The organism is Serratia silvae (assembly GCF_023282985.1).
GTDB classification, from domain to species: domain Bacteria; phylum Pseudomonadota; class Gammaproteobacteria; order Enterobacterales; family Enterobacteriaceae; genus Chania; species Chania silvae.
Map to the genome: position 1 here is coordinate 142,895 of NZ_JAGQDC010000006.1, position 25,581 is coordinate 168,475.

Annotated in this window: 22 protein-coding genes and 1 riboswitch; of the genes, 13 read left to right on the top strand and 9 right to left on the bottom strand. The window is 56.4% G+C overall.

Annotated features, from left to right (window positions below; genetic code table 11):
- Positions 1-88: 88 nt before the first annotated feature.
- Complete coding sequence (gene rpsU / locus KAJ71_RS10055; protein ID WP_001144069.1) at positions 89-304, bottom strand: 30S ribosomal protein S21; 216 nt, start codon at positions 302-304, stop codon at positions 89-91.
- A gap of 324 nt (positions 305-628) precedes the next feature.
- Here rpsU and tsaD point away from each other — a divergent pair, with 324 nt between their 5' ends.
- Complete coding sequence (gene tsaD, locus KAJ71_RS10060) at positions 629-1,642, top strand: tRNA (adenosine(37)-N6)-threonylcarbamoyltransferase complex transferase subunit TsaD (RefSeq protein ID WP_248945643.1); 1,014 nt, start codon at positions 629-631, stop codon at positions 1,640-1,642.
- A gap of 30 nt (positions 1,643-1,672) precedes the next feature.
- Here the strand turns inward: tsaD and plsY are convergent, their stop codons facing one another.
- Positions 1,673-2,311, bottom strand: a complete 639-nt coding sequence (plsY, locus tag KAJ71_RS10065) for a glycerol-3-phosphate 1-O-acyltransferase PlsY (RefSeq protein ID WP_248945577.1) — start codon at positions 2,309-2,311, stop codon at positions 1,673-1,675.
- Between the two features lie 107 nt (positions 2,312-2,418).
- On the opposite strand from plsY, the gene folB reads away from it, so the two are divergent.
- Complete coding sequence (gene folB, locus KAJ71_RS10070; protein ID WP_248945578.1) at positions 2,419-2,778, top strand: bifunctional dihydroneopterin aldolase/7,8-dihydroneopterin epimerase; 360 nt, start codon at positions 2,419-2,421, stop codon at positions 2,776-2,778.
- A 140-nt stretch (positions 2,779-2,918) separates the two neighbouring features.
- On the top strand, positions 2,919-3,743 hold the full coding sequence (gene bacA, locus KAJ71_RS10075) for an undecaprenyl-diphosphate phosphatase (protein ID WP_248945579.1): 825 nt from the start codon (positions 2,919-2,921) through the stop codon (positions 3,741-3,743).
- Between the two features lie 122 nt (positions 3,744-3,865).
- On the opposite strand, the gene KAJ71_RS10080 is transcribed toward bacA, so the two are convergent.
- Positions 3,866-5,101, bottom strand: a complete 1,236-nt coding sequence (locus tag KAJ71_RS10080) for a multifunctional CCA addition/repair protein (RefSeq protein ID WP_248945580.1) — start codon at positions 5,099-5,101, stop codon at positions 3,866-3,868.
- A gap of 294 nt (positions 5,102-5,395) precedes the next feature.
- Positions 5,396-6,013, bottom strand: coding sequence for a TIGR04211 family SH3 domain-containing protein (locus KAJ71_RS10085; RefSeq protein WP_248945581.1), 618 nt, complete (start codon positions 6,011-6,013; stop codon positions 5,396-5,398).
- Between the two features lie 278 nt (positions 6,014-6,291).
- Between KAJ71_RS10085 and KAJ71_RS10090 the strand changes: the two genes are divergently transcribed.
- From KAJ71_RS10090 to yjeH, 4 genes are all read left to right on the top strand, one after another.
- Entirely contained in the window at positions 6,292-7,599 is a 1,308-nt protein-coding gene (locus KAJ71_RS10090; protein WP_248945582.1) for a CYTH domain-containing protein, read from the top strand.
- Positions 7,600-7,646: 47 nt separating this feature from the next.
- On the top strand, positions 7,647-10,484 hold the full coding sequence (gene glnE / locus KAJ71_RS10095; protein ID WP_248945583.1) for a bifunctional [glutamate--ammonia ligase]-adenylyl-L-tyrosine phosphorylase/[glutamate--ammonia-ligase] adenylyltransferase: 2,838 nt from the start codon (positions 7,647-7,649) through the stop codon (positions 10,482-10,484).
- 114 nt (positions 10,485-10,598) lie between these two features.
- The gene (gene hldE, locus KAJ71_RS10100) at positions 10,599-12,029 is read left to right on the top strand and encodes a bifunctional D-glycero-beta-D-manno-heptose-7-phosphate kinase/D-glycero-beta-D-manno-heptose 1-phosphate adenylyltransferase HldE (RefSeq protein WP_248945584.1); all 1,431 of its coding nucleotides are present in this window, start codon (positions 10,599-10,601) and stop codon (positions 12,027-12,029) included.
- 208 nt (positions 12,030-12,237) lie between these two features.
- Complete coding sequence (gene yjeH, locus KAJ71_RS10105; RefSeq protein WP_248945585.1) at positions 12,238-13,491, top strand: L-methionine/branched-chain amino acid transporter; 1,254 nt, start codon at positions 12,238-12,240, stop codon at positions 13,489-13,491.
- A gap of 29 nt (positions 13,492-13,520) precedes the next feature.
- On the opposite strand, the gene ubiK is transcribed toward yjeH, so the two are convergent.
- A complete protein-coding gene (gene ubiK, locus KAJ71_RS10110; RefSeq protein WP_248945586.1) occupies positions 13,521-13,796 on the bottom strand; it encodes a ubiquinone biosynthesis accessory factor UbiK in 276 nt (91 codons plus the stop codon).
- A 415-nt stretch (positions 13,797-14,211) separates the two neighbouring features.
- A riboswitch (FMN riboswitch) is annotated at positions 14,212-14,373 on the top strand.
- A 111-nt stretch (positions 14,374-14,484) separates the two neighbouring features.
- Between ubiK and ribB the strand changes: the two genes are divergently transcribed.
- Positions 14,485-15,138, top strand: a complete 654-nt coding sequence (gene ribB / locus KAJ71_RS10115; protein WP_248945587.1) for a 3,4-dihydroxy-2-butanone-4-phosphate synthase — start codon at positions 14,485-14,487, stop codon at positions 15,136-15,138.
- Positions 15,139-15,195: 57 nt separating this feature from the next.
- Here the strand turns inward: ribB and zupT are convergent, their stop codons facing one another.
- Positions 15,196-15,963 (bottom strand): zinc transporter ZupT, encoded by a 768-nt coding sequence (gene zupT, locus KAJ71_RS10120; RefSeq protein WP_248945588.1) that lies wholly within the window; start codon positions 15,961-15,963, stop codon positions 15,196-15,198.
- 328 nt (positions 15,964-16,291) lie between these two features.
- Between zupT and ygiD the strand changes: the two genes are divergently transcribed.
- Positions 16,292-17,074: a 4,5-DOPA-extradiol-dioxygenase gene (gene ygiD / locus KAJ71_RS10125; RefSeq protein WP_248945589.1), complete on the top strand. Its 783-nt coding sequence runs from the start codon at positions 16,292-16,294 to the stop codon at positions 17,072-17,074.
- Between the two features lie 50 nt (positions 17,075-17,124).
- Here ygiD and KAJ71_RS10130 read toward each other — a convergent pair whose 3' ends face one another.
- Positions 17,125-18,285 (bottom strand): glutathionylspermidine synthase family protein, encoded by a 1,161-nt coding sequence (locus KAJ71_RS10130; RefSeq protein ID WP_248945590.1) that lies wholly within the window; start codon positions 18,283-18,285, stop codon positions 17,125-17,127.
- Between the two features lie 3 nt (positions 18,286-18,288).
- Positions 18,289-18,945 carry a DUF1190 family protein gene (locus tag KAJ71_RS10135; protein WP_248945591.1) on the bottom strand — a complete coding sequence of 219 codons (657 nt, stop codon included), beginning with the start codon at positions 18,943-18,945 and terminating at the stop codon, positions 18,289-18,291.
- 339 nt (positions 18,946-19,284) lie between these two features.
- On the opposite strand from KAJ71_RS10135, the gene KAJ71_RS10140 reads away from it, so the two are divergent.
- From KAJ71_RS10140 to dhaM, 4 genes are read left to right on the top strand one after another with little or no spacing between them, the layout of a single operon-like run.
- The gene (locus KAJ71_RS10140) at positions 19,285-20,385 is read left to right on the top strand and encodes a glycerol dehydrogenase (protein ID WP_248945592.1); all 1,101 of its coding nucleotides are present in this window, start codon (positions 19,285-19,287) and stop codon (positions 20,383-20,385) included.
- Positions 20,386-20,435: 50 nt separating this feature from the next.
- Entirely contained in the window at positions 20,436-21,503 is a 1,068-nt protein-coding gene (gene dhaK, locus KAJ71_RS10145; protein WP_248945593.1) for a dihydroxyacetone kinase subunit DhaK, read from the top strand.
- A 9-nt stretch (positions 21,504-21,512) separates the two neighbouring features.
- Positions 21,513-22,151 carry a dihydroxyacetone kinase subunit DhaL gene (dhaL, locus tag KAJ71_RS10150; RefSeq protein ID WP_248945594.1) on the top strand — a complete coding sequence of 213 codons (639 nt, stop codon included), beginning with the start codon at positions 21,513-21,515 and terminating at the stop codon, positions 22,149-22,151.
- A complete protein-coding gene (gene dhaM / locus KAJ71_RS10155) occupies positions 22,148-23,578 on the top strand; it encodes a dihydroxyacetone kinase phosphoryl donor subunit DhaM (RefSeq protein ID WP_248945595.1) in 1,431 nt (476 codons plus the stop codon). Before dhaL ends, dhaM begins: the two co-directional genes overlap by 4 nt.
- Here the strand turns inward: dhaM and dhaR are convergent.
- Positions 23,575-25,524 (bottom strand): dihydroxyacetone kinase operon transcriptional regulator DhaR, encoded by a 1,950-nt coding sequence (gene dhaR / locus KAJ71_RS10160; RefSeq protein WP_248945596.1) that lies wholly within the window; start codon positions 25,522-25,524, stop codon positions 23,575-23,577. The two genes, dhaM and dhaR, sit on opposite strands and share 4 nt — an antisense overlap.
- Positions 25,525-25,581: the final 57 nt, after the last annotated feature.

Here is a 25,581-nt window from a genome sequence, read left to right on the forward strand (position 1 = left end):
TCGGAAAGCACGGCCTTCGTATGCAACTACTCGGTCTGCGTGTTCTTGAAAAAGAAAAAAATCACGCGGTGGGGTTACCCCCGAAGGATTAATACAGACGAGTGCGGCGTGCGTTTTCGCGAGCCAGTTTCTTCGCGTGGCGTTTTACTGCAGAAGCTTTAGCGCGTTTACGTTCGGTAGTCGGTTTTTCATAGAACTCACGACGACGAACTTCAGCTAAAACACCCGCTTTTTCGCAGGAACGCTTGAAACGACGCAGTGCAACGTCAAATGGCTCGTTTTCACGTACTTTAATTACCGGCATGTGCCTCTCACCTCAATAGAATTCGGTTTGCTGCTGGCCAAGCGCCAGCCTTTTCAAAATGGTGCGGAATTTTACTCCAATGGATGCTGCTTTGTAAAGCACCATAGCAAATTGAAACACGCCGCGTTCCGGCAAACTCGCGCAATTATGCATCGGCCGCAGATTATAGACTAATCAGAAAAAATTGCTCGTTTTTAATCACCCGGTAGGCAACCTTGTGAATCATCAACATAGCGCACCATGGCGGCCAGGGTGCTGCAGGCAGGCGGTAAATGGCGTTGATTGTGATAAACTGGCGGCCGCACGTGAATGATGGGAAATGTAATGCGCGTATTGGGTATAGAAACGTCCTGCGATGAGACCGGTATTGCAGTGTATGACGATCAAGCCGGTTTGTTAGCCAATCAACTCTACAGCCAGGTGAAACTTCATGCCGATTACGGTGGCGTGGTGCCGGAGCTGGCTTCCCGCGATCACGTGCGCAAGACCGTACCGCTGATCCAGGCCGCACTGAAAGAGGCGAACCTGAAGCCTACCGATATTGACGGCGTGGCGTATACCGCCGGGCCGGGTTTGGTGGGGGCCTTGCTGGTCGGGGCAACCATTGGCCGCGCGTTGGCGTTTGCCTGGGGCGTGCCTGCGGTGCCGGTGCATCATATGGAAGGCCACTTGCTGGCACCGATGCTGGAAGATAACCCTCCGGCGTTTCCGTTTGTGGCGCTGCTGGTGTCTGGCGGCCATACCCAACTGATCAGCGTGACCGGGATCGGTGAATATACCTTGTTGGGAGAGTCGGTTGACGACGCTGCTGGTGAAGCGTTCGACAAAACCGCCAAGCTGTTAGGGCTGGATTATCCGGGTGGGCCGATGCTGTCGAAAATGGCGCAACAGGGCACTGAAGGGCGTTTTACCTTCCCACGCCCAATGACTGATCGCCCAGGGCTAGATTTCAGTTTCTCCGGTCTGAAGACTTTTGCCGCCAACACCATCCGCTCTAACGGCAACGACGATCAAACCCGTGCCGACATCGCCCGTGCTTTTGAAGATGCGGTGGTGGATACGCTGGCGATCAAATGCAAACGCGCGCTGGAGCAGACCGGGTTTAAACGCCTGGTGATGGCCGGTGGTGTCAGCGCCAACCGCACGTTGCGCAGCAAGCTGGCGGAACTAATGAAAAAACGCGGTGGCGAAGTGTTCTATGCCCGCCCAGAATTCTGCACCGACAATGGGGCGATGATCGCCTATGCCGGGATGGTTCGGCTGAAAAACGGGGGTAACCCGGAGTTGGGCGTTACCGTACGCCCACGTTGGCCGTTGGCAGAACTGCCTGCGGTGTAAAAGCCAAGGGCCGGAATTCCGGCCCTTCAATCATTCTTCTTTGTGCTCTTCCGGCTCTAAAACACCGTCTTTCTTCTTGCGAAACTTACCCCAGATCTTCCCTTCCTGGCCGCGCCACAGGCGCTGGATATTGTCGTGATGGCGCATCAGGATCAGGCAGGAGAGCATCGCCACCGGGAAGGTAAACTGCGGTTTGAACCACCAGACGTAGAACGGCGCAATCAGCGCGCTGACGATTGCCCCGAGCGAAGAATAGCCGCTCAGCAGCACGGTTAACAGCCAGGTGCCGGTCATCAGGCCGGTGAGATCCCAGCCGATCGGCGCAATGGCACCGAACGCCGTCGCCACGCCCTTGCCCCCACGGAAGTGGAAGAACACCGGGTAGATATGCCCAAGACAGGCGGCGATCGCCGTCAGGCCCAGATACAACGGTGGAACGTTGAACGCATAGGCCAACCAGACTGGCAGCATCCCTTTTAGAATATCGAACACCAACACCGTAGCCGCCGCCAGGCGGCCACCGATACGCAGGACGTTGGTCGCCCCTGGATTTCCCGATCCATGTTCACGCGGATCCGGTAGCCTGGCGATCCGGCAAACCAGGATCGCGCTGGAAATTGAGCCACACAGATACGCGAAGATAATCATGCCAAGCGCGGTAGCACTCATAGCGCGGTTCCGTTTAATAATGGTCGTTTTACTCGCAACATCTATGGATAATACGCATATTCCGTCGGAAGTGGTATCCGGCAAGGCCAAAAACTGAGAATGACGTGATGGATATCGTATTTATTGAAGAGCTTACCGTGATCACCACCATTGGCGTTTATGATTGGGAACAAACCATTCAACAAAAGCTGGTGTTCGATATCGAAATGGCCTGGGACAACCGCCAGGCGGCCGCCAGCGATGATGTGAATGATTGCCTGAGCTATGCCGATATCAGCGATGCGGTCATTCAGCATGTGCAGCACAATCGTTTTGCGTTGGTGGAGCGTGTGGCAGAGGAGGTTTCCGAAATTTTGCTACGGCGCTTTAAATCTCCCTGGGTCCGTATTAAGGTCAGCAAGCCGGGTGCAGTCGCGCACGCCAGCCGGGTTGGGGTGATCATCGAACGCGGCCAGCGCCCAGCCTGACAAGTTGTCACCTTTATGCAACTAAAGACCGATATGCTGGTCTGTAACTAGAATTGTTTAAGCGGCAAGGTATTGAACATTGCCGCTTTTTTGTGCTTGTACCTTTAATAGCGTTAATTTTGAAATGGGGTAGTGGTCTGATGGCGGACATGCATTCATTGTTTGTGGCATTCGTGCTTGGGGTAGTTGAAGGGCTGACAGAGTTCCTGCCAGTTTCTTCGACTGGGCACATGATTATCGTTGGTGAGTTACTGGGGTTTACCGGCGATAAGGCGAAAACCTTCGAAGTTATTATTCAACTGGGTTCGATCCTGGCGGTAGTAGTGGTGTTCTGGCGCCGTTTGTTTGGCCTGATCGGCATTCACTTTGGCGGCAAACCGGTACCCCATGAAGGGCACACGGCAGGGCGGCTGAAGCTAGGCCATATCCTGCTGGCGATGATCCCGGCGGTTGTCCTGGGGCTGATCTTCCACGATGTGATCAAATCCCTGTTTGAACCGAGAAACGTGATGTATGCCTTGGTCGTTGGGGGGCTGTTGCTGTTGGCCGCCGAATGGCTGAAACCGAAAAAGCCGCGCGCGGTCGGGCTGGATGATATTACCTATCGGCAGGCATTTTTGATCGGTTGCTTCCAGTGTCTGGCGCTGTGGCCTGGTTTTTCTCGTTCCGGCTCTACCATTTCGGGCGGTATGCTGGTTGGCGTGAGCCGCTATGCGGCCTCTGAATTCTCTTTCATTCTGGCGGTGCCGATGATGCTCGGGGCCAGCGGCCTGGATCTGTACAAGAGCCTGCACTTCCTGACGCTCAGTGACCTGCCGATGTTTGCCGTCGGTTTCGCTACCGCGTTTGTGGTAGCGCTAATCGCCATCAAGACCTTCCTGCAGCTGATCAAGCGTATCTCGTTTGTGCCGTTTGCCATCTACCGCTTTGTCGTTGCGGCGGCGGTGTACATGGTCTTTATGTAATCTCACCATCTGGCCCGAACGTTTTTCATTTTCAATAGAATAGTGGGCTCTGCCCACTGAGAGTGCTGACAAACCTTCTACCGGGCTTACAACGGGGCGCTGCAATGCTGCGCCCGTTTAACTTAAGGCTGAGGCTCCTGCTGTTTCTTCCATTCTGCCAAGGCCTGCTGGCGGCGGCGTTTGACCTCGTCGCGGATCGCCAGCCCTTGCAGGCCACTTTCCACCACCTCTTTGACCGAAACCGCGTTGGCGACCTGATAGGCCTGACGCAGGTAATCGCCCTGAGGATAAGGGTTGTTTTCAAAACCGGTACGCCCACGGGCATCAGCTTCGCTGGTAAGGATCATCTGCTCTAGCCGCTGCGGTTTACGCCACACATCGATGGCATCAAACAGTTTTAACAGCGTTTCTGGCCGCAGTTTGTTGACCGTGTGGATCAGATCGTGATACTCCGCCACCAGCTTTGCCAGTTCACGTACTGGATTAGGCACTCGCAGCCGTTGGCAAAGTTTCTCAACCAGCCTGACGCCCGCAGGGCCATGGCCATAGTGATGCGGCCAGAGTTCTTGCGGCGTGATGCCTTTACCGAGATCGTGGCACAGCGCCGAGAAACGGATATCCACCTCGGGGCTGAGCTGTGTGGCAATCGCCAGCGTCATCAGCGTGTGTACGCCGGTATCAATTTCCGGGTGCCACTTCTCTGGTGCCGGCACGCCAAATAGGGCGTCGATTTCTGGGAACAAAACTTTCAACGCTCCGCAGTCGCGTAGTACCTGGAAATACACCTGTGGGCTCTGGCTCTGTAACGCCTTCTCGGTCTCTTTCCACACGCGTTCCGCCGTCAGGGAGGCCAGTTCACCACTCTCGGCCATCTGCTTCATCAGCGCGCTGGTTTCTGGGGCGACGGTAAAGCCCAAGGAAGCAAAGCGGGCAGCAAAACGCGCCACGCGTAACACTCGCAGCGGATCTTCGCCAAAAGCGTCGGAGACATGGCGCAACAGGCGGGCATCGAGATCGGCCTTGCCGTTATACGGGTCAACCAATTCACCATCATCACCCCGTGCCATGGCGTTGATGGTGAGATCGCGTCGTAGCAGATCTTCTTCCAGCGTCACGTCCGGTGCGGCGTAGCAGGTAAACCCGGTGTAACCCTGACCGGATTTGCGTTCGGTGCGGGCCAGCGCATATTCCTCATGAGTTTGCGGATTGAGGAATACCGGGAAGTCTTTGCCCACCTGCTGATAGCCAAGAGCCAACAGATCGGCAGGCGTTGCGCCGACCACCACCCAGTCGTGATCAAACACCGGTAAGTTGAGCAGGGTGTCACGGACGGCACCGCCGACCAGGTAAGTTTTCACGGTTTAACTCCTAAATGCGGTATACCCGTCGTCTTTCAAGCTGCAGCGTTGTTACCTGCGCTTGTCCACCCCAGTCACTTACAAAAGTAAGCTCCTGGGGATGAACAAGCTTGTCGTCTAGCTGTGCCGTACAGGGATGTACAAATGCCGCGAGCGCATGGACGCGCAAGAGCGGCCAACTTGAAATCCATAGGGTATATAGGTGGTTCGTTTGATCAGATTACATCAATTGGGCGGAGGATGCGCCAGGCAATAAAAAAGCGCCCGTAGGCGCTTAAACTGGCGGAACAGAACTCAGTTCATCCAGCGATTATTCTTACGGCGTGGGATCAGGTGTGGCAACACCAGACCGAGCAGCAAACCAACGCCGGCAACGCCGCCGCCGTACATGAACCATTGCAGAATAATGGTGCGCTGTTTGTCGTCAAGTTGCAGATTCACCGCATTCACCTTCTTCTGCGCCACAACCAGCTGATTTTTCAGATCCTGGTTTTCTTGCTGCAGGCCGCTGATGGTGCTGTCGCTGGCGGCTACCTTCTGCTGCATTTCGGCGGTGCGCTGGTTCCAGCTATTATCAATATTGGCCAGTTTGTCGGTCAGGGTTTTCACCTGTTGCTCCAGCTCTGGCACCTGGGTGCGCAGGCTTGGCGTCTGGCTAAGCTGATTCAGCGGGATCCAGACGCTGCGTCCTTTGGAATCGCGGATCTGGCCGTAGCTGGTGCTGTCATTGACGCTCAACAACGTGACTTCTTCACCAGCATTCAAGGTGCCGACGATACGGTATTGGTTACCTGGGCCGCTATGGACATAAGTATTTAATTCATCGGAGATATAGCGTTTATCTTCGGCATGTGCGCCCCAAGTGATGCTAAAACTTAGCACGGCAAGGCAAATCAGGCGTAATTTCTGCATTATGTCATCGTTTCTGCGTGGATTTATGGAACGATAGTAGAGTGTTCAGTCTGACGGCGCAACGCCAAAACCGGAATGGGAACTATCTTACTATGGTAAATCCCCTCAGTTGCGCAGCTTTCTATAACCTAACAGGTTTTTTCTGCAGTTGGCAGAGTCAAGTCAGGGGGAATCGCGGTAAGATACTCTCACTGTGCGTCGTCGGGCTGAGTGCGGCCGGCAGACTCCGCCGCCGTGAAGACTCACGCGAATGCCTAACCTATTGGTGTAAAAGAATTATGAGCGTTGAAATAGAACTGAAGTTTATTGTTTCCCCCGCGGCGATTGCCACCCTTCCGGAGCGGATTGCCGCCTGGCCCAATCAGCATTCTGCGCCACAGAAGCTGACCAATATCTACTATGAAACTGCCGACAACTTCCTGCGCAACCATGATATGGGCCTGCGTATTCGCGGTTTTGACGATAGCTATGAGATGACCATCAAAACCGCCGGTTCGGTGGTGGGTGGGCTGCACCAGCGGCCGGAATATAACGTCGCCATCGCCAAGCCCGTGCTGGCGCTAAAAAAATTCCCGGCGGATATCTGGCCGGAGGGCTGTAAATTGGCTCCGCTGCAAAAGGCGTTGCAGCCGCTGTTCCGCACCGACTTTGTGCGTGAAAAGTGGGTGGTCACTTACGGTGCAAGCGAGATTGAGATTGGCTTCGACCAGGGCGAAGTGCGTGCGGGTGAACTGGCCGAACCGTTATGCGAGCTGGAGCTGGAGCTGAAAAGCGGTGAGACTGCTGATTTGCTGGCATTGGCAGCCGCGTTAGCGGAACAAGGTGGTTTACGCCAGGGCAGCCTCAGCAAAGCGGCTCGGGGCTATCATCTGGCGCAGGGCAATGCCGAGCGTGAGCTACGTCCATTAAGTGTGCTGAAGCCGGCACCTAAATCCACGGTAGAACAGGGCATGGTGGCTGCTTTCGAGCTGGCGCTGAGCCATTGGCAGTATCACGAAGAGCTGTGGCTGCGTGGCGACAAGCAGGCACGTCGCGCGGTGATGGAAGCGATCGGTCTGATCCGCCAGGCGTTGGTGATCTTTGGCGGATTGGTTCCGCGCAAGGCAAGCACCGATCTGCGCGCTCGGCTGACGGCTTTGGAACCTTTGCTGGTGGATAAAACCACCCAGCCGCAGGAGCTGTGCTACGGCACGGAGTATCTGCAATGTAAGTTGGCACTCACATCGTGGTTGATCACCGGCGCATGGCGACCGTTTATCGATACCAAATCGCAGGCTAAGCTGGATGGTTCATTCAAGCGTTTTAGCGATATCATGCTGGGCCGTAGCGCTTCAGAACTGAAAGAAGCCTTTACGCGCACCCTGAATGAAGATGAATATCAAGAGCAGCTGCCACGCCTGACGCGCCAGGTGCTGGCGTTTATCCTGCTTTCTGGTGCCTATCCGGATAGCGAAACCGGGCCGTATATCGATAGCTGGCGTGAGCTGCAATCAGCCATTGCCGAGCGTCGACAGGGTTGGTATGAAGCCAGCCGCAAACAGGCATTATCCCATGCGCCATTCTGGTTAAACGGCGCGGTTCGTTAACTCCAGCGGGCCTGCCGGGCTGCAGGCCACAGAACGGGTCATTCATTATGTTGCCACTCTCTGCTGCGTTACAGCTTCAGGCACAGAACATCGTGCAGCGATTTCAGGAAACTCAGGGCGCGGAGTCGATGCTCAGCACCGTAGAACAAAGCGTTCTGGCGTCGAGTGATTTTGTCAGCGACATGTTGCTCGGCCATCCTGAATGGCTGGTAACGTTACGCCAGCAACCGCCGCTGGCCGATGAGTGGCAGCACTATGCCGCCTGGTTGCAGGATGAGCTTGAAGAGGTGCAGGACGAAGCGCAGCTAATGCGCGTATTGCGTCTGTTCCGTCGTGAGAGTCTGGTGCGTATTGCCTGGGCGCAGGCTCAGCAATTATGTACCACGCAAGAAACGCTACAACAGCTGAGTGTCCTGGCAGAAACGCTGATCGTCAGCGCCCGTGACTGGCTCTATCAAACCTGTTGCCGCGAGTGGGGTACGCCTTGCAATACCGATGGCGTGCCGCAGCCATTGCTGATCCTGGGGATGGGCAAACTCGGCGGCGGTGAACTGAATTTCTCCTCTGATATCGATCTGATCTTTGCCTATCCGGAAAACGGTCATACTCAGGGCGGGCGGCGTGAGTTGGATAACGCCCAATTCTTTACCCGTCTGGGGCAACGGCTGATCAAAGCGTTGGATCAGCAAACCATTGACGGCTTTGTCTACCGTGTCGATATGCGTCTGCGGCCATTTGGTGATAGCGGCCCGCTGGTGATGAGCTTTGCTGCGCTGGAGGATTATTACCAGGAGCAGGGGCGCGATTGGGAACGCTACGCGATGGTCAAGGCGCGCCTGATGGGGGGGCATGAAGATGCCTACAGCCAAGAGCTGCGCAAGACGCTGCGGCCATTCGTGTTCCGTCGCTATATCGATTTCAGCGTGATCCAGTCGCTGCGTAATATGAAAGGCATGATTGCCCGCGAGGTGCGGCGGCGGGGGCTGAAGGACAACATCAAGCTGGGTGCCGGTGGTATCCGCGAAATCGAATTTATCACTCAGGTCTTCCAACTGATCCGTGGCGGGCGTGAGCCTAGCTTGCAGGGGCGCTCATTGCTGCCGACGTTGCAGGCGGTTGGCGAACTGGGGTTGCTGACCGCGCAGCAGGTCGCTGAGCTGAGTAATGGCTATCTGTTCCTGCGGCGGCTGGAGAATCTGTTGCAGGCGATTGCCGACCAGCAGACGCAAACCTTGCCGCAGGACGAGTTGGATCAGGCGCGTCTGGCCTGGGGAATGGATCAGCCAGACTGGCCGTCGTTGATGACGGTGCTGGAAGAGCATATGCGCCAGGTCCGTGCGGTATTTGATGACCTGATCGGCGACGATAGCCCTGACGTAGGTGAAGATCCCAACTACCAGCATTATCACAGCCTGTGGCAGGATGCGCTGGACGAGAACGAGTTAGCGCCACTGACGCCCCATCTGGGCGAAGAGGCGCGGCGGCAAATGTTGCGTTCTATCGCCGACTTCCGCCACGACGTGGACAAACGCACCATTGGCCCGCGTGGCCGTGACGTGCTGGATCAACTGATGCCACGCTTGCTGGCAGAAGTGTGTTCGCGCGCTGATGCGGCCACGGCTCTGGCGCGTCTGACCCAGCTGTTGCTGAGCATCGTGACCCGAACTACCTACCTTGAGCTGCTGGTGGAATACCATGCCGCTCTCAGCCACCTGATCCGCCTTTGTGCCGCATCACCGATGGTGGCCAGCCAACTGGCGCGTTATCCGCTGTTGCTCGATGAGCTGTTGGATCCGGCCACGCTGTACCAACCGGTGGCCCCGGATGCCTATCGTAGCGAACTGCGCCAATACCGCCTGCGGGTGCCGGAAGACGATGAAGAGCAGCAGTTGGAAGCGTTGCGGCAGTTCAAACAGGCACAACACTTGCGCATTGCCGCTGCGGATATCGCCGAGGCGCTGCCGGTGATGAAAGTGAGCGATCACTTAACCTATCTGGCCGAGGCGATCATTGATGCGGTGGTGCAGCAGGCGTGGAAAGACATGGTCGCGCGCTACGGCCAGCCGACCCATCTGCATGAACGGGAGGGGTTAGGGTTCGCGGTGATCGGTTACGGTAAGCTGGGGGGCTGGGAGCTGGGCTACAGCTCGGATCTCGACCTGGTGTTCCTGCTGGATTGCCCACCAGATGTCATGACGGATGGCGATCGCTGCATCGATGGCCGCCAGTTCTATCTGCGCCTGGCACAGAGGGTGATGCATCTGTTCAGCACCCGCACCTCTTCCGGCATTCTCTATGAGGTGGATGCCCGTCTGCGTCCTTCTGGTGCTGCCGGGATGTTGGTCAGCACCGTCGAAGCCTTTGCCGATTATCAGCGTAACGAAGCCTGGACCTGGGAGCATCAGGCTCTGGTGCGTGCGCGCATTGTGTATGGCGATCCGGCGCTGCATCAGCAGTTCGATGCGATCCGCCGCGAAATTTTGTGCAAACCGCGTGAAGTGAACAAGCTGCAGCAGGAGGTGCGTGAAATGCGTGAGAAAATGCGCAACCATCTGGGCAGCAAACAGCGCGATCTGTTTGATATCAAAGCGGACGAAGGTGGGATCACCGATATCGAATTTATCGCCCAATATCTGGTCTTAGGTTATGCCGGAGGCGAACCGCGCTTGACGCGTTGGTCGGATAACGTGCGTATCTTTGAGCTGATGGCCAATTACGACATCATGCCGGAAGACGAAGCCAGGGCATTAACTCAGGCCTATGTCACCATGCGTGATGAGATCCACCACCTGGCGTTGCAGGAACACTCCAGCAAGGTTAGCAGCGAGCTGTTTGCTGCCGAGCGTGAGCAGGTGCGTATCAGCTGGAGCAAATGGCTGGGCTGAGGGAGACGTATCGTTTGCCGAAGCATTGCGCTGGTAGGCAGTTTTTACGGGTATTGCAGGCTATTATGCTAATATCTGCCGAATTTATTTTTATGACTTGTTTGGAGTTATCGGATGAAAGTGACACTACCTGATTTTCGCCGCGCCGGTGTGTTGGTGGTTGGTGACGTCATGTTGGATCGTTATTGGTATGGGCCGACCAGCCGTATTTCACCGGAAGCGCCGGTGCCGGTAGTCAAGGTTGAGACCATCGAAGAGCGTCCCGGTGGTGCGGCTAACGTCGCGATGAACATCGCCTCGCTGGGTGCCAATTCGCGCCTGGTGGGCCTGACGGGGATCGACGACGCGGCGCGTGCGCTGAGTGCCAAGCTCAATGAAGTCAATGTGCGCTGCGACTTTGTCTCGGTGCCTACACACCCGACCATCACCAAGCTACGCGTACTTTCCCGTAACCAACAGCTGATCCGCCTGGACTTCGAGGAAGGTTTCTCCAACGTCGATCCGCAGCCGATCATGGAGCGTATCCAGCAGGCATTACCGCAGATTGGCGCACTGGTGCTGTCGGATTACGCCAAGGGCGCGTTGAGCAAGGTGCAGGGCATGATCGCACTGGCGCGTGCTGCGAAGGTTCCGGTACTGATCGACCCGAAAGGCACCGATTTTGAACGTTACCGTGGTGCCACGCTGCTGACCCCAAACCTGTCCGAATTTGAGGCCGTGGTCGGTCACTGTGAAAGTGAAGAGGAACTGGTTAAGCGTGGGATGAAGCTGGTGGTGGACTTTGAACTGTCTGCACTGCTGATTACTCGTTCCGAGCAGGGGATGACGCTGCTGCAGCCGGGCCGTGAGCCGCTGCATCTGCCAACTCAGGCGCAGGAAGTGTTCGACGTGACCGGGGCCGGTGATACGGTGATCGGTGTACTGGCTGCCGCCTTGGCTGCGGGTAATACGCTGGAAGAGTCCTGCTTCCTGGCCAACGCCGCCGCCGGTGTGGTGGTAGGTAAGTTGGGCACCTCGACCGTCTCGCCAGTTGAACTGGAAAACGCCATTCGTGGCCGCGCCGAAACCGGCTTTGGTGTAATGACAGAAGCCGAGCTGAAAAAAGCGGTAGCGCAGGCGCGCCAACGCGGTGAGAAAGTGGTGATGACCAACGGCATCTTCGACATTCTGCACGCAGGCCATGTCTCGTACCTGGCGAATGCGCGCAAATTGGGCGACCGTCTGATCGTTGCAGTGAACAGCGATGCGTCAACCAAACGGCTGAAAGGGGAAACCCGCCCGGTTAACCTGTTGGAAAACCGTATGGTGGTATTGGGCGCGTTGGGAGCCGTGGATTGGGTAGTGCCGTTTGAAGAAGATACGCCGCAGCGCCTGATCGCCGAAGTTCTGCCGGATCTGCTGGTGAAGGGCGGTGACTACCAACCGCATGAGATTGCCGGCAGTGCCGAAGTCTGGGCCAACGGTGGCGATGTGCGGGTACTGAACTTTGAGGATGGGTTATCCACCACCAACATCATCAAGGCTATCAAGGATGGTCGTGGTTAACTTTATCTGTATATCTATACCCTATGGATTTCAAGTTGGCCGCTCTTGCGCGTCCATGCGCTCGCGGCATTTGTACATCCCTGTACGGCACAGCTAGGCGACAAGCTTACCCATCCTCAGGAGCTTACTTTTGTAAGTGACTGGGGTGGGTAAGCGCAGGTAACAACGCTGCAGCTTGAAAGACGACGGGTAAACAGGGTGGTTTGCAGTGAGTGGACTAAAGCAGGAGCTGAGTTTAGCGCAGGGCGTTGGGTTATTGTCCACTTCACTGCTGGGTACCGGGGTCTTTGCCGTTCCGGCATTGGCGGCGCAGGTGGCGGGAGGCGATAGCCTGTGGGCCTGGCCAATACTGATTGTGCTGGTGTTCCCAATCGCCATCGCTTTTGCGGCTTTGGGCCGTCATTTCCCCAGTGCCGGTGGTGCCGCGCATTTTGTCGGCCTGGCCTTTGGGCCACGCATGGCAAAGGTAACCGCTTGGCTGTTCCTCTCTGTGATCCCCGTGGGCTTGCCCGCCGCATTACAAATCGCCGCAGGGTTCTGGCAGGCTACCTTTGGTTGGGATGCCAACGGCCTGTTGCTGGTGCAAATTGTCACGCTGGTGGTGATTTGGCTGCTTGGCACACGCAGCGCTGGTTCCAGTGCCAATATTCAGACCTTGATTGCCATTCTGGTGATAGCTCTGGTTGGAGCGATCTGGTGGCAAGGCGGCATTACTCCTTCCCATATCCCATGGCCAGCGGTCAGCGATATTTCTCCTCCTAATATGTTCCACGCGTTGGCGGTGATGTTCTGGTGCTTTGTCGGGCTGGAGGCATTTGCTCATCTGGCGACCGAGTTTCGCCATCCAGAGCGGGACTTTCCACGTGCGTTAATGCTTGGGCTGTTGGTGGCGGGGGCGGTCTATTGGGGCTGTACCGTAGCGGTGCTGCACTTCCATGCTTACGGCGAAAATCAGGCGGCGGCCGCTTCGCTACCGGGGATCGTGGTGCAACTGTTTGGCGAACATGCGCTGTGGATTGCCTGCATCATCGGCTATCTGGCCTGTTTTGCCAGCGTGAATATCTACACCCAGAGCTTTGCCCGCCTGGTCTGGTCTCAGGCCCAGGAAAAGCCCGCGAGCGGGCTGGCTAAACTCTCTGCGGGTCAGGTGCCGGTCAATGCATTGAGCGCGGTGGTAGGTTGCTGTCTGCTGTTCACTTTGCTGATCTATACCCTGAAGCTGCCGCTAGATACGCTGCTGGTGTATGCCAATGGCATTTTCGTGCTGGTTTATCTGCTGTGTATGTTGGCGGGCTGGCGGATCTTACAGGGGCGCTCGCGGTTGATGGCGATCGTTGGCTCCGCGTTGTGTTTGTTATTGTTGGTGATTATCGGCTGGAAAAGCCTATATGCGCTGGCGATGTTGGTACTGATCTGGCTGGTGTTGCCGCGTAAAGCGCAGACGGTGGTCTCTAAGCACTAAGGGCGCACTGGTGCGCCCCTTACAACAACTTATTCGTCTGCTGGCTTGGTTGCTGGCGCGGTGTTCAGCTTGCCTTCCAGTTCGGTCAGACGTTGTTCCAGCAATGCCAGCTTCTCACGGGTGCGCAGCAGGACCTGAGTCTGCACGTCAAATTCTTCGCGGTTAACCAGATCCAGGCGGGTCAACTGCGCTTGCAGCACCTGACGGATTTTTTTCTCAACGTCTTCCCCGAATTCACGTACGCCTTTAGGCATCGACTCTTGGACCTGGCGTGCGATCTGTTCAATTTTTTTCGGGTCAATCATGGCGTTTCCCTTTCTGATATTTGGTGGCTGGATTTAGGCTGTGTCCCTCAATTGCACGTGAGCGCCGCTGGAGGTCATTTGGACGCGTGGCAAGGCACGAGCCGTGCAGTTTGGTGGTCCCAAATAAGCGGGGAGAAACGCAGATACGCGTTCAAATGACCCCAGCCCGAAGGGGCGCGCCCCAAAAGCCTGTACTCTGCGTTGTCGGGTTTGAGCTTAGACCCACTAGGCCCTGCACCCTTCGCCTTGATTACGGGCTTTTGTGTCTGCGACGGCGCCACGGTCAATTGAGGGACACAGCCTTAGTGTAATGCGAGTTGCTCGCCGGATAAACCATTACCGTGTTTGCTGCGCGATCCCTTATTACCTGACCGGATGGCTTGAAACACTAAAGCGATGGGGTTATAGTCGATATGCTTATTCTCAGGGCGGGGTGCAAGTCCCCACCGGCGGTAAATCACCATTCACGGTGAAAGCCCGCGAGCGCTCAACCTATCTCTCAGGAGTGGGTTAGAGGTCAGCAGATCCGGTGTAATTCCGGGGCCGACGGTTATAGTCCGGATGGGAGAGAGTAACGACACCTGTCGGGCGTATGCCCTGCTTGCGTTATTTTTTTGGCTATTGGCATAGCCACTCCTCAAGATCGCCCTGGTTCTGGTAATCCATAATTTTAATGAGGTTTTTTACCATGAATCAGACTCTACTTTCAGATTTCGGCACGCCGGTAGAACGCGTTGAACGCGCTCTTGATGCACTGCGCAACGGGCGCGGTGTGATGGTGCTTGATGATGAAAACCGTGAAAACGAAGGTGACATGATCTTCGCCGCAGAAACTATGACCGTTGAGCAGATGGCGCTGACCATTCGCCACGGCAGCGGCATTGTTTGCCTGTGTATCACCGAAGATCGTCGCCAGCAGCTTGAGCTGCCGATGATGGTCGCCAACAACTCCAGCCAGTTCCAGACCGCCTTTACCGTGACGATTGAAGCGGCGCAGGGCGTGACTACCGGCGTATCGGCAGGCGATCGCCTGACGACCATCCGTGCGGCCATTGCAGACGGTGCCAAGCCGAGCGATTTGAACCGCCCTGGCCACGTGTTCCCGCTGCGTGCTCAACCTGGTGGCGTATTGAACCGCCGTGGTCACACCGAAGCGACCATCGATCTGGTCTCAATGGCCGGTTTCAAACCCGCTGGCGTACTGTGCGAGCTGACTAACGATGATGGCAGCATGGCACATGCGCCGGAAGTGATCACCTTTGCCAAGCAGCATGACATGGTGGTGCTGACTATCGAAGATCTGGTGGCCTATCGCCAGTCGCACGAAAAGAAAGCCAGCTGAGTCGCTGACTGAAATGAAAAGCCGCTGATGAAGCGGCTTTTTTGTGCTTAAAATTGTTTAACCGATGCCGCCGCTTTGTAGCAACGTCAGGCTAAATCCCATCACCGCCATGCCGCACAGCACGCCGTAGCTTGGATTATTGTGTGGGTCGATCTCTTTGGCCAATGGCATTAATTCATCTACCGACAGCGCCACCATAATTCCGGCCACCGCAGCCATAATCGATGCCATCACCACCGGTGAAACCATCGGGCCGAGTACCAGGAAGGCCAGTACGCCACCCAGAATTTCTGCCATTCCGGAAATACCAGACCACAGCAGCGCTTTGGTTTTAGAGCCAGTTGCCGCATACACTGGCCCAGCGACCGCCAAGCCTTCAGGAATATTGTGGATGGCAACAGCCAGCGCAATGCCCATCCCCAGTTCCAGATCGGCGCTGGCGGTGACAAAGGTGGCAATCCCTTCTGGGAAGTTGTGCAGGCTGATGCCGAGCGTCAGCAGCATGGCGGTGCGTTTCAGGTTATGGGGCTTGATGGGCTTTTGCACCAGGTCTTGCGGGTGCTGGTGTGGCAGCATGCGATCCAGCGCAAAGTAACCTAACAGCCCGAACATAAACATGCCGTAGCCAAGCATTGGCGACATGCCGACAGTATGCAGCGCAGCTGGCAGCATTTCCATCAATGAAATTAACAGCATAATCCCTGCGGCAAAGCCGAGCGCAAACGCCAGCAGGCGGTTGGAGGGCTTCTGGCCAATAATGCCGAGCAGGGCACCGACAAAGGTAGCGCCTCCGGCTAACAAGGTCAGGATCAGCGGTACAGACATGCATTCTCCTTGTATGCTAATAAAAATACCCGTCGTCTTTCAAGCAGCAGCGTTGTTACCTGCGCTTACCCACCCCAGTCACTTACAATAGTAAGCTTCTGGGGATGGGTAAGCTTGTCGCCTAGCTGCAGCTTGAAATCCATAGGGTATGGCTTTGTGGATACTAACAGAGCCAAGGCATAAATCGAGTGGATTTGGCTGATGGTTTCAATCGTTCCAGCCATTCAAATTTCTTGAAGATCACCATCAGGGTTATCCGGCTGCCTTGGTAAGGCAAACAGCGTAATGTAGTCAGCAGAACACTTATCACGCTAACCAAGGATGTTTTATGACCACCTCTCGTATGCCTGCACTCTTTCTTGGTCACGGAAGCCCGATGAACGTGCTGGAAGATAACCGCTATACCCAGGTCTGGCGTGCGTTGGGTGAGCAATTGCCACGGCCAAAGGCGATCGTTGCTGTGTCTGCCCACTGGTACACTCGTGGGACGGCAGTGACGGCGATGGAACATCCAAAAACTATTCACGATTTTGGCGGTTTCCCGCAGGCGCTGTTTGATACGCAGTATCCGGCACCGGGCTCACCAGAGCTGGCGGCAGAGTTGCAAAGTTTGCTGGCCCCGGTTCAGGTGATTGCCGATACCAGCGAATGGGGTTTGGATCACGGTAGTTGGGGCGTGTTGATCAAGATGTACCCGCAAGCCGACATTCCGGTGGTGCAACTGAGCATCGATGGGACTCAGCCAGCGGAATACCATTTTGAGCTGGGTCGTAAACTGGCGGCGCTGCGTGATCGGGGCATTATGATCGTGGCCAGCGGTAACGTGGTGCATAACCTGCGCATGGTGAAATGGCTGGGTGACACCAGCCCGTATCCTTGGGCGGAGTCATTCAACCAGTACGTACGTGATCACCTGGATTATCAAGGCGAGCATCACCCGCTGGTGAATTTTATGCAGCACGAAGGTGCGGCATTGTCGAATCCGACGCCGGAGCATTACCTGCCATTGCTGTATGTCCTGGGTGGCTGGGATGGTAAAGAGCCAATCTCGGTGCCGATCGATGGGATTGAAATGGCCGCGCTGAGTATGCTTTCGGTGCAGATTGGTTGAATAAAAAAGGCGCGAAAGTTTCGCGCCTTTAGTGATTTCTGGTTTAACCGTTAGCCAAGAATAATATGCGGATAAAAGCGCGACAGATCCTGGGTGATCAACTCGCGATCTTCACGTAGACCGATGCCGCAAGGCTGATCGTTGACCAGCCAGCTGCCGATCAGCGTATAGCTGCCTTCAAACTGCGGCAACTGATGGAACTGCTGCACAATCATGCCTTCTTCACCGTATGGCCCATCTACGCGCGCCACTTCCTGACCGTTCTGGACGATCTGGATGTTGGCACCCTCGCGTGAGAACAGTGGCTTGGTGACGTAATGATCCATCTGCGGATGATCGTCCTCAGCAAAGTAGGCTGGTAGCAGGTTTGGATGATCCGGGAACATTTCCCACAACAGCGGCAGTAGGGCCTTGTTGGAGATAATGCTCTTCCAGGCCGGTTCTAGCCAGCGTACGCCAGCGTCTTCCAGCTTGGTGGAGAACATCTCGCGCAGCATAAATTCCCACGGATAGAGCTTGAACAGGTTACTGATGACCTGATTTTGCAGATCGGTAAACTGGCCTTTCTCACCCAGGCCAATCTCTTCCATAAACAGGAATTCGGTCGGCAGGCCCGCTTCCAGCGCGCAATCTTGCAGATACTGCACCGTACCGCGATCTTCTTCGCTGTCTTGGCAGCAGGCCAGATGCAGCAGGCCAAAGCCGTGATTGGCTTGCAGATCGGCGAAACGCTCAATCAGCTTTTCTTGCAGGCTGTTGTACTGGTCAGAAGCGGGATCCAACTTGCCGGCGTTGATCTGATCTTCCAGCCACAGCCATTGGAAGAACGCAGCCTCATACAGTGAGGTTGGCGTATCGGCGTTGTTTTCCAACAGCTTGGGCGGATTAATACCGTCATAGGCCAGATCGAGGCGTGAATACAGCGAAGGCTGATTAGTGCGCCAGGAGCTACGGACGAATTCCCAGGTGTGCTTGGGGATACAGAATTTGGCCATCAGCTGATCGCTGTTGACCACCTTATCTACCACCTTCAGGCACATCTGATGCAGTTCGGCGGTGGCATCTTCAATCTCTTCGATCTGAGCCAACGTGAATTGGTAATAGGCATCTTCACACCAGTAGGGTTCGCCGTACATGGTGTGGAATGCGAAACCAAATTCGGTGGCTTTTTCGCGCCAGTCTGGGCGCTCGCTAATCGCAACGCGTTTCATGCATTAACCGCCCATGCTGCGTGAGCTGGAAGTGGCACTGCTGCGCTGCATGCTGGTCTGTTTGGCCACGGATTCACCGAAGCCACCACGGGTAACGGTATTGGTCACTGCAGGTTTGGGTGCCATTGCGGTTTTTGGTACCGTCATGGAGCGGCCGCCTGCGGTTGCCGGGCCATAGCTTTTACCGCTGGCGTCAACAAACTTGCCGTTTGCCGGGCTGGCAGCGTTTTTAGAACTAAACAGCGGTTGCTGAGCGTAGCCCCCGCCACCCATCATGCGGCCCATCATGTAACCTGCCATTAACGGCATCCACATGCTGCCACTGCTTTGCGATTCTGCGGCCATGCCAGCCTGTGCTGGAGCCTGAGTACATTGCGCTTCACCGAATTCGGCTACGCAGTCTTCACGAGTGGCGTATTTAGGCGCGGTTTTTTCCGCTTCTTTCAGTGCATTGTTATACGCGGTGGTGCACTGCTCGCTCATTGACGGGTTGGAGGTTGAACAGTCGTCGGCATTTTTATACAGAGAAACCGTCTCATCCGCCTGTTCGCAGCCGGCCAGCATAAACACTGCGCTGATCGCCAAAGCCACGGGTGCAACACGGTAGCTGCACCAGGATTTGCGGAAGGTGTCTTTGTTGATGTTTTTGGTCCGTTTCATCGATATTTATCCCATCATGCGGGCTGTATTCGCCCTTGCCCAGTAGTGGTCGATAGGATAGGGGAAAGATGCTCAAAATTAAAGCTGAAACGCCCACAGAGTCCACTCTTTACGCACTTATACGTTACGGTGTGCGCCAGTTCGCTTTACGGCGCATAACCGTATCAAATGCGTTCCATAATGGAACGTTTTGCCTGACACCATGTTCCATTATGGAACGTTTTTTTCCTTACTCGCCAACCGGCCAGCAGGTCGTATAGTCAGCAACAGAACAACGCGTCGACATCACCATCTGAAATCTGAACGTTACTTGGTTAACGTCCCTACAAGGAGTCAGTTATGTTGAGAATCATCCAATCCCCGAGCAAATACATCCAGGGAGCCAATGCATTGGCCTCTGTTGGCGAATATGCTAAAGCCCTTGCCGATCATTACTTTGTGATCGCCGACGACTTCGTCATGAAGCTGGCGGGCGACACTGTGATGGGTAGCCTGCATCAGCACGGGGTGAAGTATCACGTTTGTACGTTTAATGGCGAATGTTGCCACAAGGAAATCGACCGCCTTGGCCAGGAACTGAAAAGCCACGGTTGCAAAGGGGTGATCGGTATCGGCGGTGGTAAAACGCTGGATACCGCCAAGGCGATTGCCTATTACCAGCATGTGCCGGTGGTGTTGATGCCAACCATTGCTTCAACGGATGCGCCGACCAGCGCGTTGTCGGTGATCTACAGCGAAAGCGGTGAGTTTGAAGAATACCTGATCTACCCCGCCAATCCGAATATGGTGGTGATGGACAGCGCCATCATCGCCAAAGCGCCGGTACGCCTGCTGGTGGCGGGTATGGGCGACGCGCTTTCCACCTATTTTGAAGCTCAGGCCTGTTTCGATGCCCAGGCCACCAGCATGGCGGGCGGCAAATCTACGCTAGCGGCGCTCAATCTGGCGCGTCTGTGCTATGAAACGCTGTTGGCCGAAGGGGTTAAAGCCAAGCTGGCGGCGGAGTCTGGTGTGGTTACCGAAGCGGTGGAGCGCATTATCGAAGCCAACACCTATCTGAGCGGGGTTGGCTTTGAAAGCAGCGGCTTGGCGGCGGCACACGCCATCCACAACGGTTTTACCGTGCTGGAGGAGTGTCATCACCTGTATCACGGGGAAAAAGTGGCGTTCGGCACTCTGTCGCAGCTGGTGCTGCAAAACAGCCCAATGGCACAGATTGAAACGGTGTTGAACTTCTGCCAGCAGGTTGGGTTGCCGATCACCCTGGCGCAAATGGGCATCACCGGTGAACTGGCGGAGAAAATCAGCAAGGTGGCAGAGGCCAGCTGCGCCCCAGGTGAAACCATTCACAACATGCCGTTTAGCGTGACGCCGGAAAGCGTACTGGCGGCTATTCTGACGGCAGACAAACTGGGCAGCACCTGGTTGCAACGCGCATAAATCATCGGGCGCGGTTAACGCGCCCGCTGTTCCCTACAGAGGAATTAACCGTGAAAAAGCTAATCAATCAGGTCGATTCGGTACTTAACGAACAGTTACTCGGCATGGCTGCCGCTCACCCGGAGCTACAGGTGCATCAGGATCCGGTGTTTGTGACCCGCACGGCGGGGCCGATCCCAGGCAAAGTGGCGATCCTGTCTGGCGGTGGTAGCGGCCATGAGCCGATGCACTGCGGCTTCGTGGGCGAGGGAATGCTGGACGGAGCTTGCCCAGGGGAGATTTTCACCTCGCCAACGCCGGATAAAATGTATGACTGCGGCCAGGCCATTGACGGTGGTGCAGGGGTGTTGCTGATCATCAAGAACTACACCGGTGACATCCTCAACTTTGAAACGGCGACCGAATTGTTGCATGACAGCGGCGTGCCAGTGGCAACGGTGCTGGTGGATGATGACGTAGCGGTGAAAGACAGCCTATTTACCGCTGGCCGACGTGGGGTTGCCAACACGGTGTTGATGGAGAAACTGCTCGGCGCGGCAGCGGTACGGGGTGACGATCTGGACGCGCTGGTCACGTTGGGGCACAAAATCAATAACCAAGGCCACTCACTGGGGATCGCTCTGGGCGCTTGCACCGTGCCTGCGGCAGGTAAACCGTCGTTTACTTTGGCGGATAACGAGATGGAGTTTGGCGTTGGCATCCACGGCGAACCGGGGATCGAACGGCGGACGTTCACCACCCTTGATAATACGGTGGATGACATGTTCCATACCCTGATCGATCACGGTGATTACCAGCGCTCGATCCGCGTTTGGGATCGTCAGCAGGGGGAATGGCGTGAAGAGAGCCAGAGCAAACGAGCGTTGACGCAGGGCGATCGGGTGATTGCGCTGGTCAATAACCTGGGGGCTACGCCGCTTTCCGAACTGTACGGGGTTTACCACCGTTTGGCGCAGCGTTGCGCCGTGGCCGGGATCGTGATCGAACGTAACCTGGTGGGATCATACTGCACCGCATTGGATATGCAGGGGATTTCCATCACCTTGCTGCAAGTGGATGACGAACTGTTATCGCTGTGGGATGCGCCGGTGAACACGCCAGCGCTGCGCTGGGGCTGAGGAGGGATCATGACATTAAGCAAACAGCAGGTTGTTGAGTGGTTGATGCGTTGTGGTGAGGTCTTTACCCGCGAACGTGATTTCTTGACTCAGTTGGATAGCGATATCGGCGATGGCGACCACGGTCTGAATATGAACCGAGGCTTTAGTAAGGTGGTGGAAAAGTTGCCCTCTGTGGCGGACAAGGACATCGGCTTTATTCTCAAGAACACCGGTATGACGCTGCTCTCCAGCGTTGGCGGTGCCAGTGGTCCGCTGTTCGGCACCTTCTTTATCCGTGCGGCTCAGGCGGCCAACGCCAAGCAGAGCCTGGATCTGGCGGAGTTGAAGCAAGTGATCCAGGAAGGCGCGGAAGGCGTAGCGATGCGCGGCAAGGCAGAGCCGGGCGATAAAACCATGTGTGATGTCTGGGGGCCGGTCGTTGCAAGCCTGGGCGAGTCGTTACAGCAGCAGCTCAGCGTGACTCAGGCGCTACAACAGGCCGCCGTTCGAGCGGAGCAGGCCGCACAGTCCACCATCGTCATGCAGGCCCGTAAAGGGCGTGCCAGCTATTTGGGCGAACGCAGCATCGGCCATCAGGATCCGGGCGCAACCTCCGTTATGCTGATGATAAAAACGCTGGCCCAGGTGGTCGAGGAGGCAGGATGATCAACATCGTCGTGGTTTCGCACAGTGCGCAACTGGCGCAGGGTGTTGAGCAACTCGCCCGCCAGATGATGCGCGGGGAGGGTTGCAAACTGGTGCTGGCGGCAGGGGTCGATGATGAGTTACACCCGATCGGCACCGATGCGGTGAAAGTGATGGAAGCGATCGAGTCCGTGGCGGACGGAGAGGGGATCGTGGTGCTGATGGATCTCGGTAGCGCATTATTGAGTGCGGAAACCGCGCTTGAGTTGCTCGATCCAGAGGTGGCGGCCAAGGTGGTGCTGTGTGCGGCACCGCTGGTGGAGGGCACGCTGGCTGCGGTCGTAGCGGCTAACGCGGGCGGTAGCCTGGAGCAGGTGCTGGCAGAGGCGCAAGGGGCCTTGCAGGCCAAGCAGGCACAGCTTGGTGAGGAGATACCCGCCAGCAAGCCACTGAATTTACCGTTGAGTCAGGGAAAAAGCCTGAGTTGGGCGGTACAGAATCCACACGGGTTGCACGCTCGCCCGGCGGCGCGTCTGGCAGAGGTTCTGGCTCCTTTTGCAGCGGAACTGGTGCTGGAAAAGCATGGCCAATGTGCCAACCCGCGCAGCCTGAATCAGCTGGCTTTGTTGCAGGTTCGCCACGGTGACACTATCCGCCTGATTGCCGATGGCGCACAGGCCGATGAGGCGCTGGCGGCTTTTAAGGCGTTGGCTGAGCAGCATTTTGGTGAAACCGTATCTGAGCAGCAACTGCCTTCGCTGCACGGTATCCCCGTGGAGGAAAGCGTCAGCAGTGGCCCGATATTCCAGGTGTCGAGCTTCTGGCCGCAAACGGAAGAACGCCAGTTAGGGGGCGATGACGTGCTCAATGAACAGCAGCGCCTGCGTATCGCGTTGCAACAGACGTTAGACGATCTGAATAAGCTGGCGGATCGCACTGGCAACCTGATCGGCAAACCGCAGGCGGCGATCTTCGGGGCGCACAGCATGTTGTTAGACGATCCCGATCTGCAACAGGCCGCCTTTACCCGTATAGCCCAACAGCAGTGCAGCGCGGAATTGGCGTGGCGGCAGGAGCTGGAGCAGATAGCCGCCGATTATCGGGCGCTGGATGATGAGTATTTGCAGGCGCGGGAACTGGATGTGCGTGACATGCTGCGCCGTACGCTGAGCCATTTGGCACAGCAGCCTATCCCGGCGATCGTGCTCAATGAGCCAGCGATCCTGGTGATGGATGAACTGATGCCTTCCGACGTCGTGATGCTCGATCGGCGTATGGTACTCGGTATTTGCCTGAGCGGTGGCAACGCCTTGTCACACACCGCGATCCTGGCCAAAGCGATGGGGATCCCGATGGTGGTCGGCATGAGCGAATGTGTGAGCAAGACCCGTAACGGTCAGAAAGCGATGCTGGATGCAGCGCGCGGTACCTTACAGCTCAGCCATTAACCCCGCAGCTTGAACTGGCTGATATCGATATTCAACTGTTTGACTTTACGCCACAGAGTGGTGCGGCTGATGCCCAGCAGCTGCGCCATTTCGTTAAGCTGCCCGTGGCTGACGTTGGCCACGCGGATAATCGCCTGCCGTTCCATTTCCGCCAGCGTCAGCAGTGGCATGGCTGGTTGAGAGTCGCTTTCCACTAGCGGCTGATGGCTGAGCAAATGAGCGGGTAGGTCGGCCAGTTGAATATGGTGGCCGTGGCAAATCATCGCGGCGCGCTCTATCACCCCTTTCAGTTCCAGATCGTTACCCGGCCACAGGTATAGACCAAGCTGAGTCATCACTTCATCATCCACCCGGAAGCGGCACTGGAAGTGTTGCTCCAGGGCGCGCAGATGGTGGTGGACCAGCAAAGGGATATCACTGAGGCGCTGGCGTAGCGGCGGGATTTGGATCTCGAAGGCCTGCAGGCTATAAAACAGCTGGCGGCGGAAACGGTTCTGTTGCACCAACAGCGGCAGGTTGGCGGCGCTGGTAGCGATCACCCGTACGTTTACCGGGATCACGCGGCTGGAATCCATACGCATCACCACGCCGGTTTTTAGCACCTGCAACAGGGCGGACTGCATGGCCAGCGGCAGGTATTCGATCTGCTCAAGATGCAGCGTGCCGCCATTGGCCAGTTCAAACTTGCTGAACTGGCCAGCTTGTTCTTCGTTGGCATCACTGCCCAACAGCTCCTTCAGCCCCTGTGCCTCAGGCAGCAACTGGCAATTCAAGGCGATATAAGGCCCGGCGGCACGCTCACTGGTATTATGGATGGCCTGGCTGACCAGCTCTTTTCCCACCCCTTCCTCACCGCACAGCAAAATCGGGTGATGGCCTTTCGCCGCCTGCTGGCCATAGCGGATCAGGCGACGCATTTCTTGTGTGCCCGAGGGCATTTGCTCGAAGGTGTGGCTGACTCGGCCGATCTGGCTGCTGACGTATTGATGCAGCCTTTCCAAAGGGTGCAACAAGGCGATAAAACTACAGTGCTCACCGTCCAGGATCGGTTTGAGGGTGAGCAATGCGGCGATAAACTGGCCCTGGCTTTCAAAGGTGACTTCCACATGCTGTAACGGCTGGCGTTGGCTGATGGCGCGGTTAAGCAATGCCGGTAACGTCAGCAACTGTGCCAGCGGTTTGCCCTGGCTCTGCTGTTCGTGCAGTTTGAGCATAGCGGAGGCGCGCGGGTTGATATATTGCAGATAGCCCCGGTGATCCCAGGCCATGACGCCGTCGTCTACGCTGTCCAGTAGCCCGTTGAGCTGATTAAGATGGCGGTTGGATTCGGCCAGCAGGCCGTCGGCGCTCAGGGCATTGCCGATCTCCCGGGCGATCGCCAGGATCAATGAGAGATCGCCCGCATTGCAATCGGCCAGTTGGCAACCCAAAGCCAACATACCGCGCTGACGGCCGCTATTGTCATGCACCGGTGCGGCACAGAATGACCAGCCATGCAGCGCCTGGCGCACGTGTTCATCGCTATGGATCTGTACCGGATGGCCCTCAGATGCGGCCAGGGAAGGGGCATTGGTGCCGATATCGCCTTCCGTCCAATAAGCGCCAGGGGCAAAACCCAGTTCGAGCAGCTGCTCGCCAGTCGTCTTGTCGCCGCATTGCCACAGCGTGCAGCCGCTTTCGTCGAGGATCAGCAATACGCAGTGGCGCAGTTCCATATATTCCCAGGCATCTTCCAACGCCGCTTGGCCGAGCGTAATGAAATCATCCTTACGCTGGCAGATCGAGTCGAAGGTGGTGCCGAGGGCGCGATGTGGAGCTTTCCACACGGCGGGTTGCATCAGATGGCTGCAGCGGAGCCAGGAGGCATAAATGGCCGGGGAGGGGCGCAGCTGTGGCGGTAACGCGCCTTCGGTGATCAACCGTTGCCAGAGTGAAGCGTTCTCCATCAGATCCCGTTCAGCAGATAAACCCAAAATAGGGCGCTAATCATAACATTAACCTCT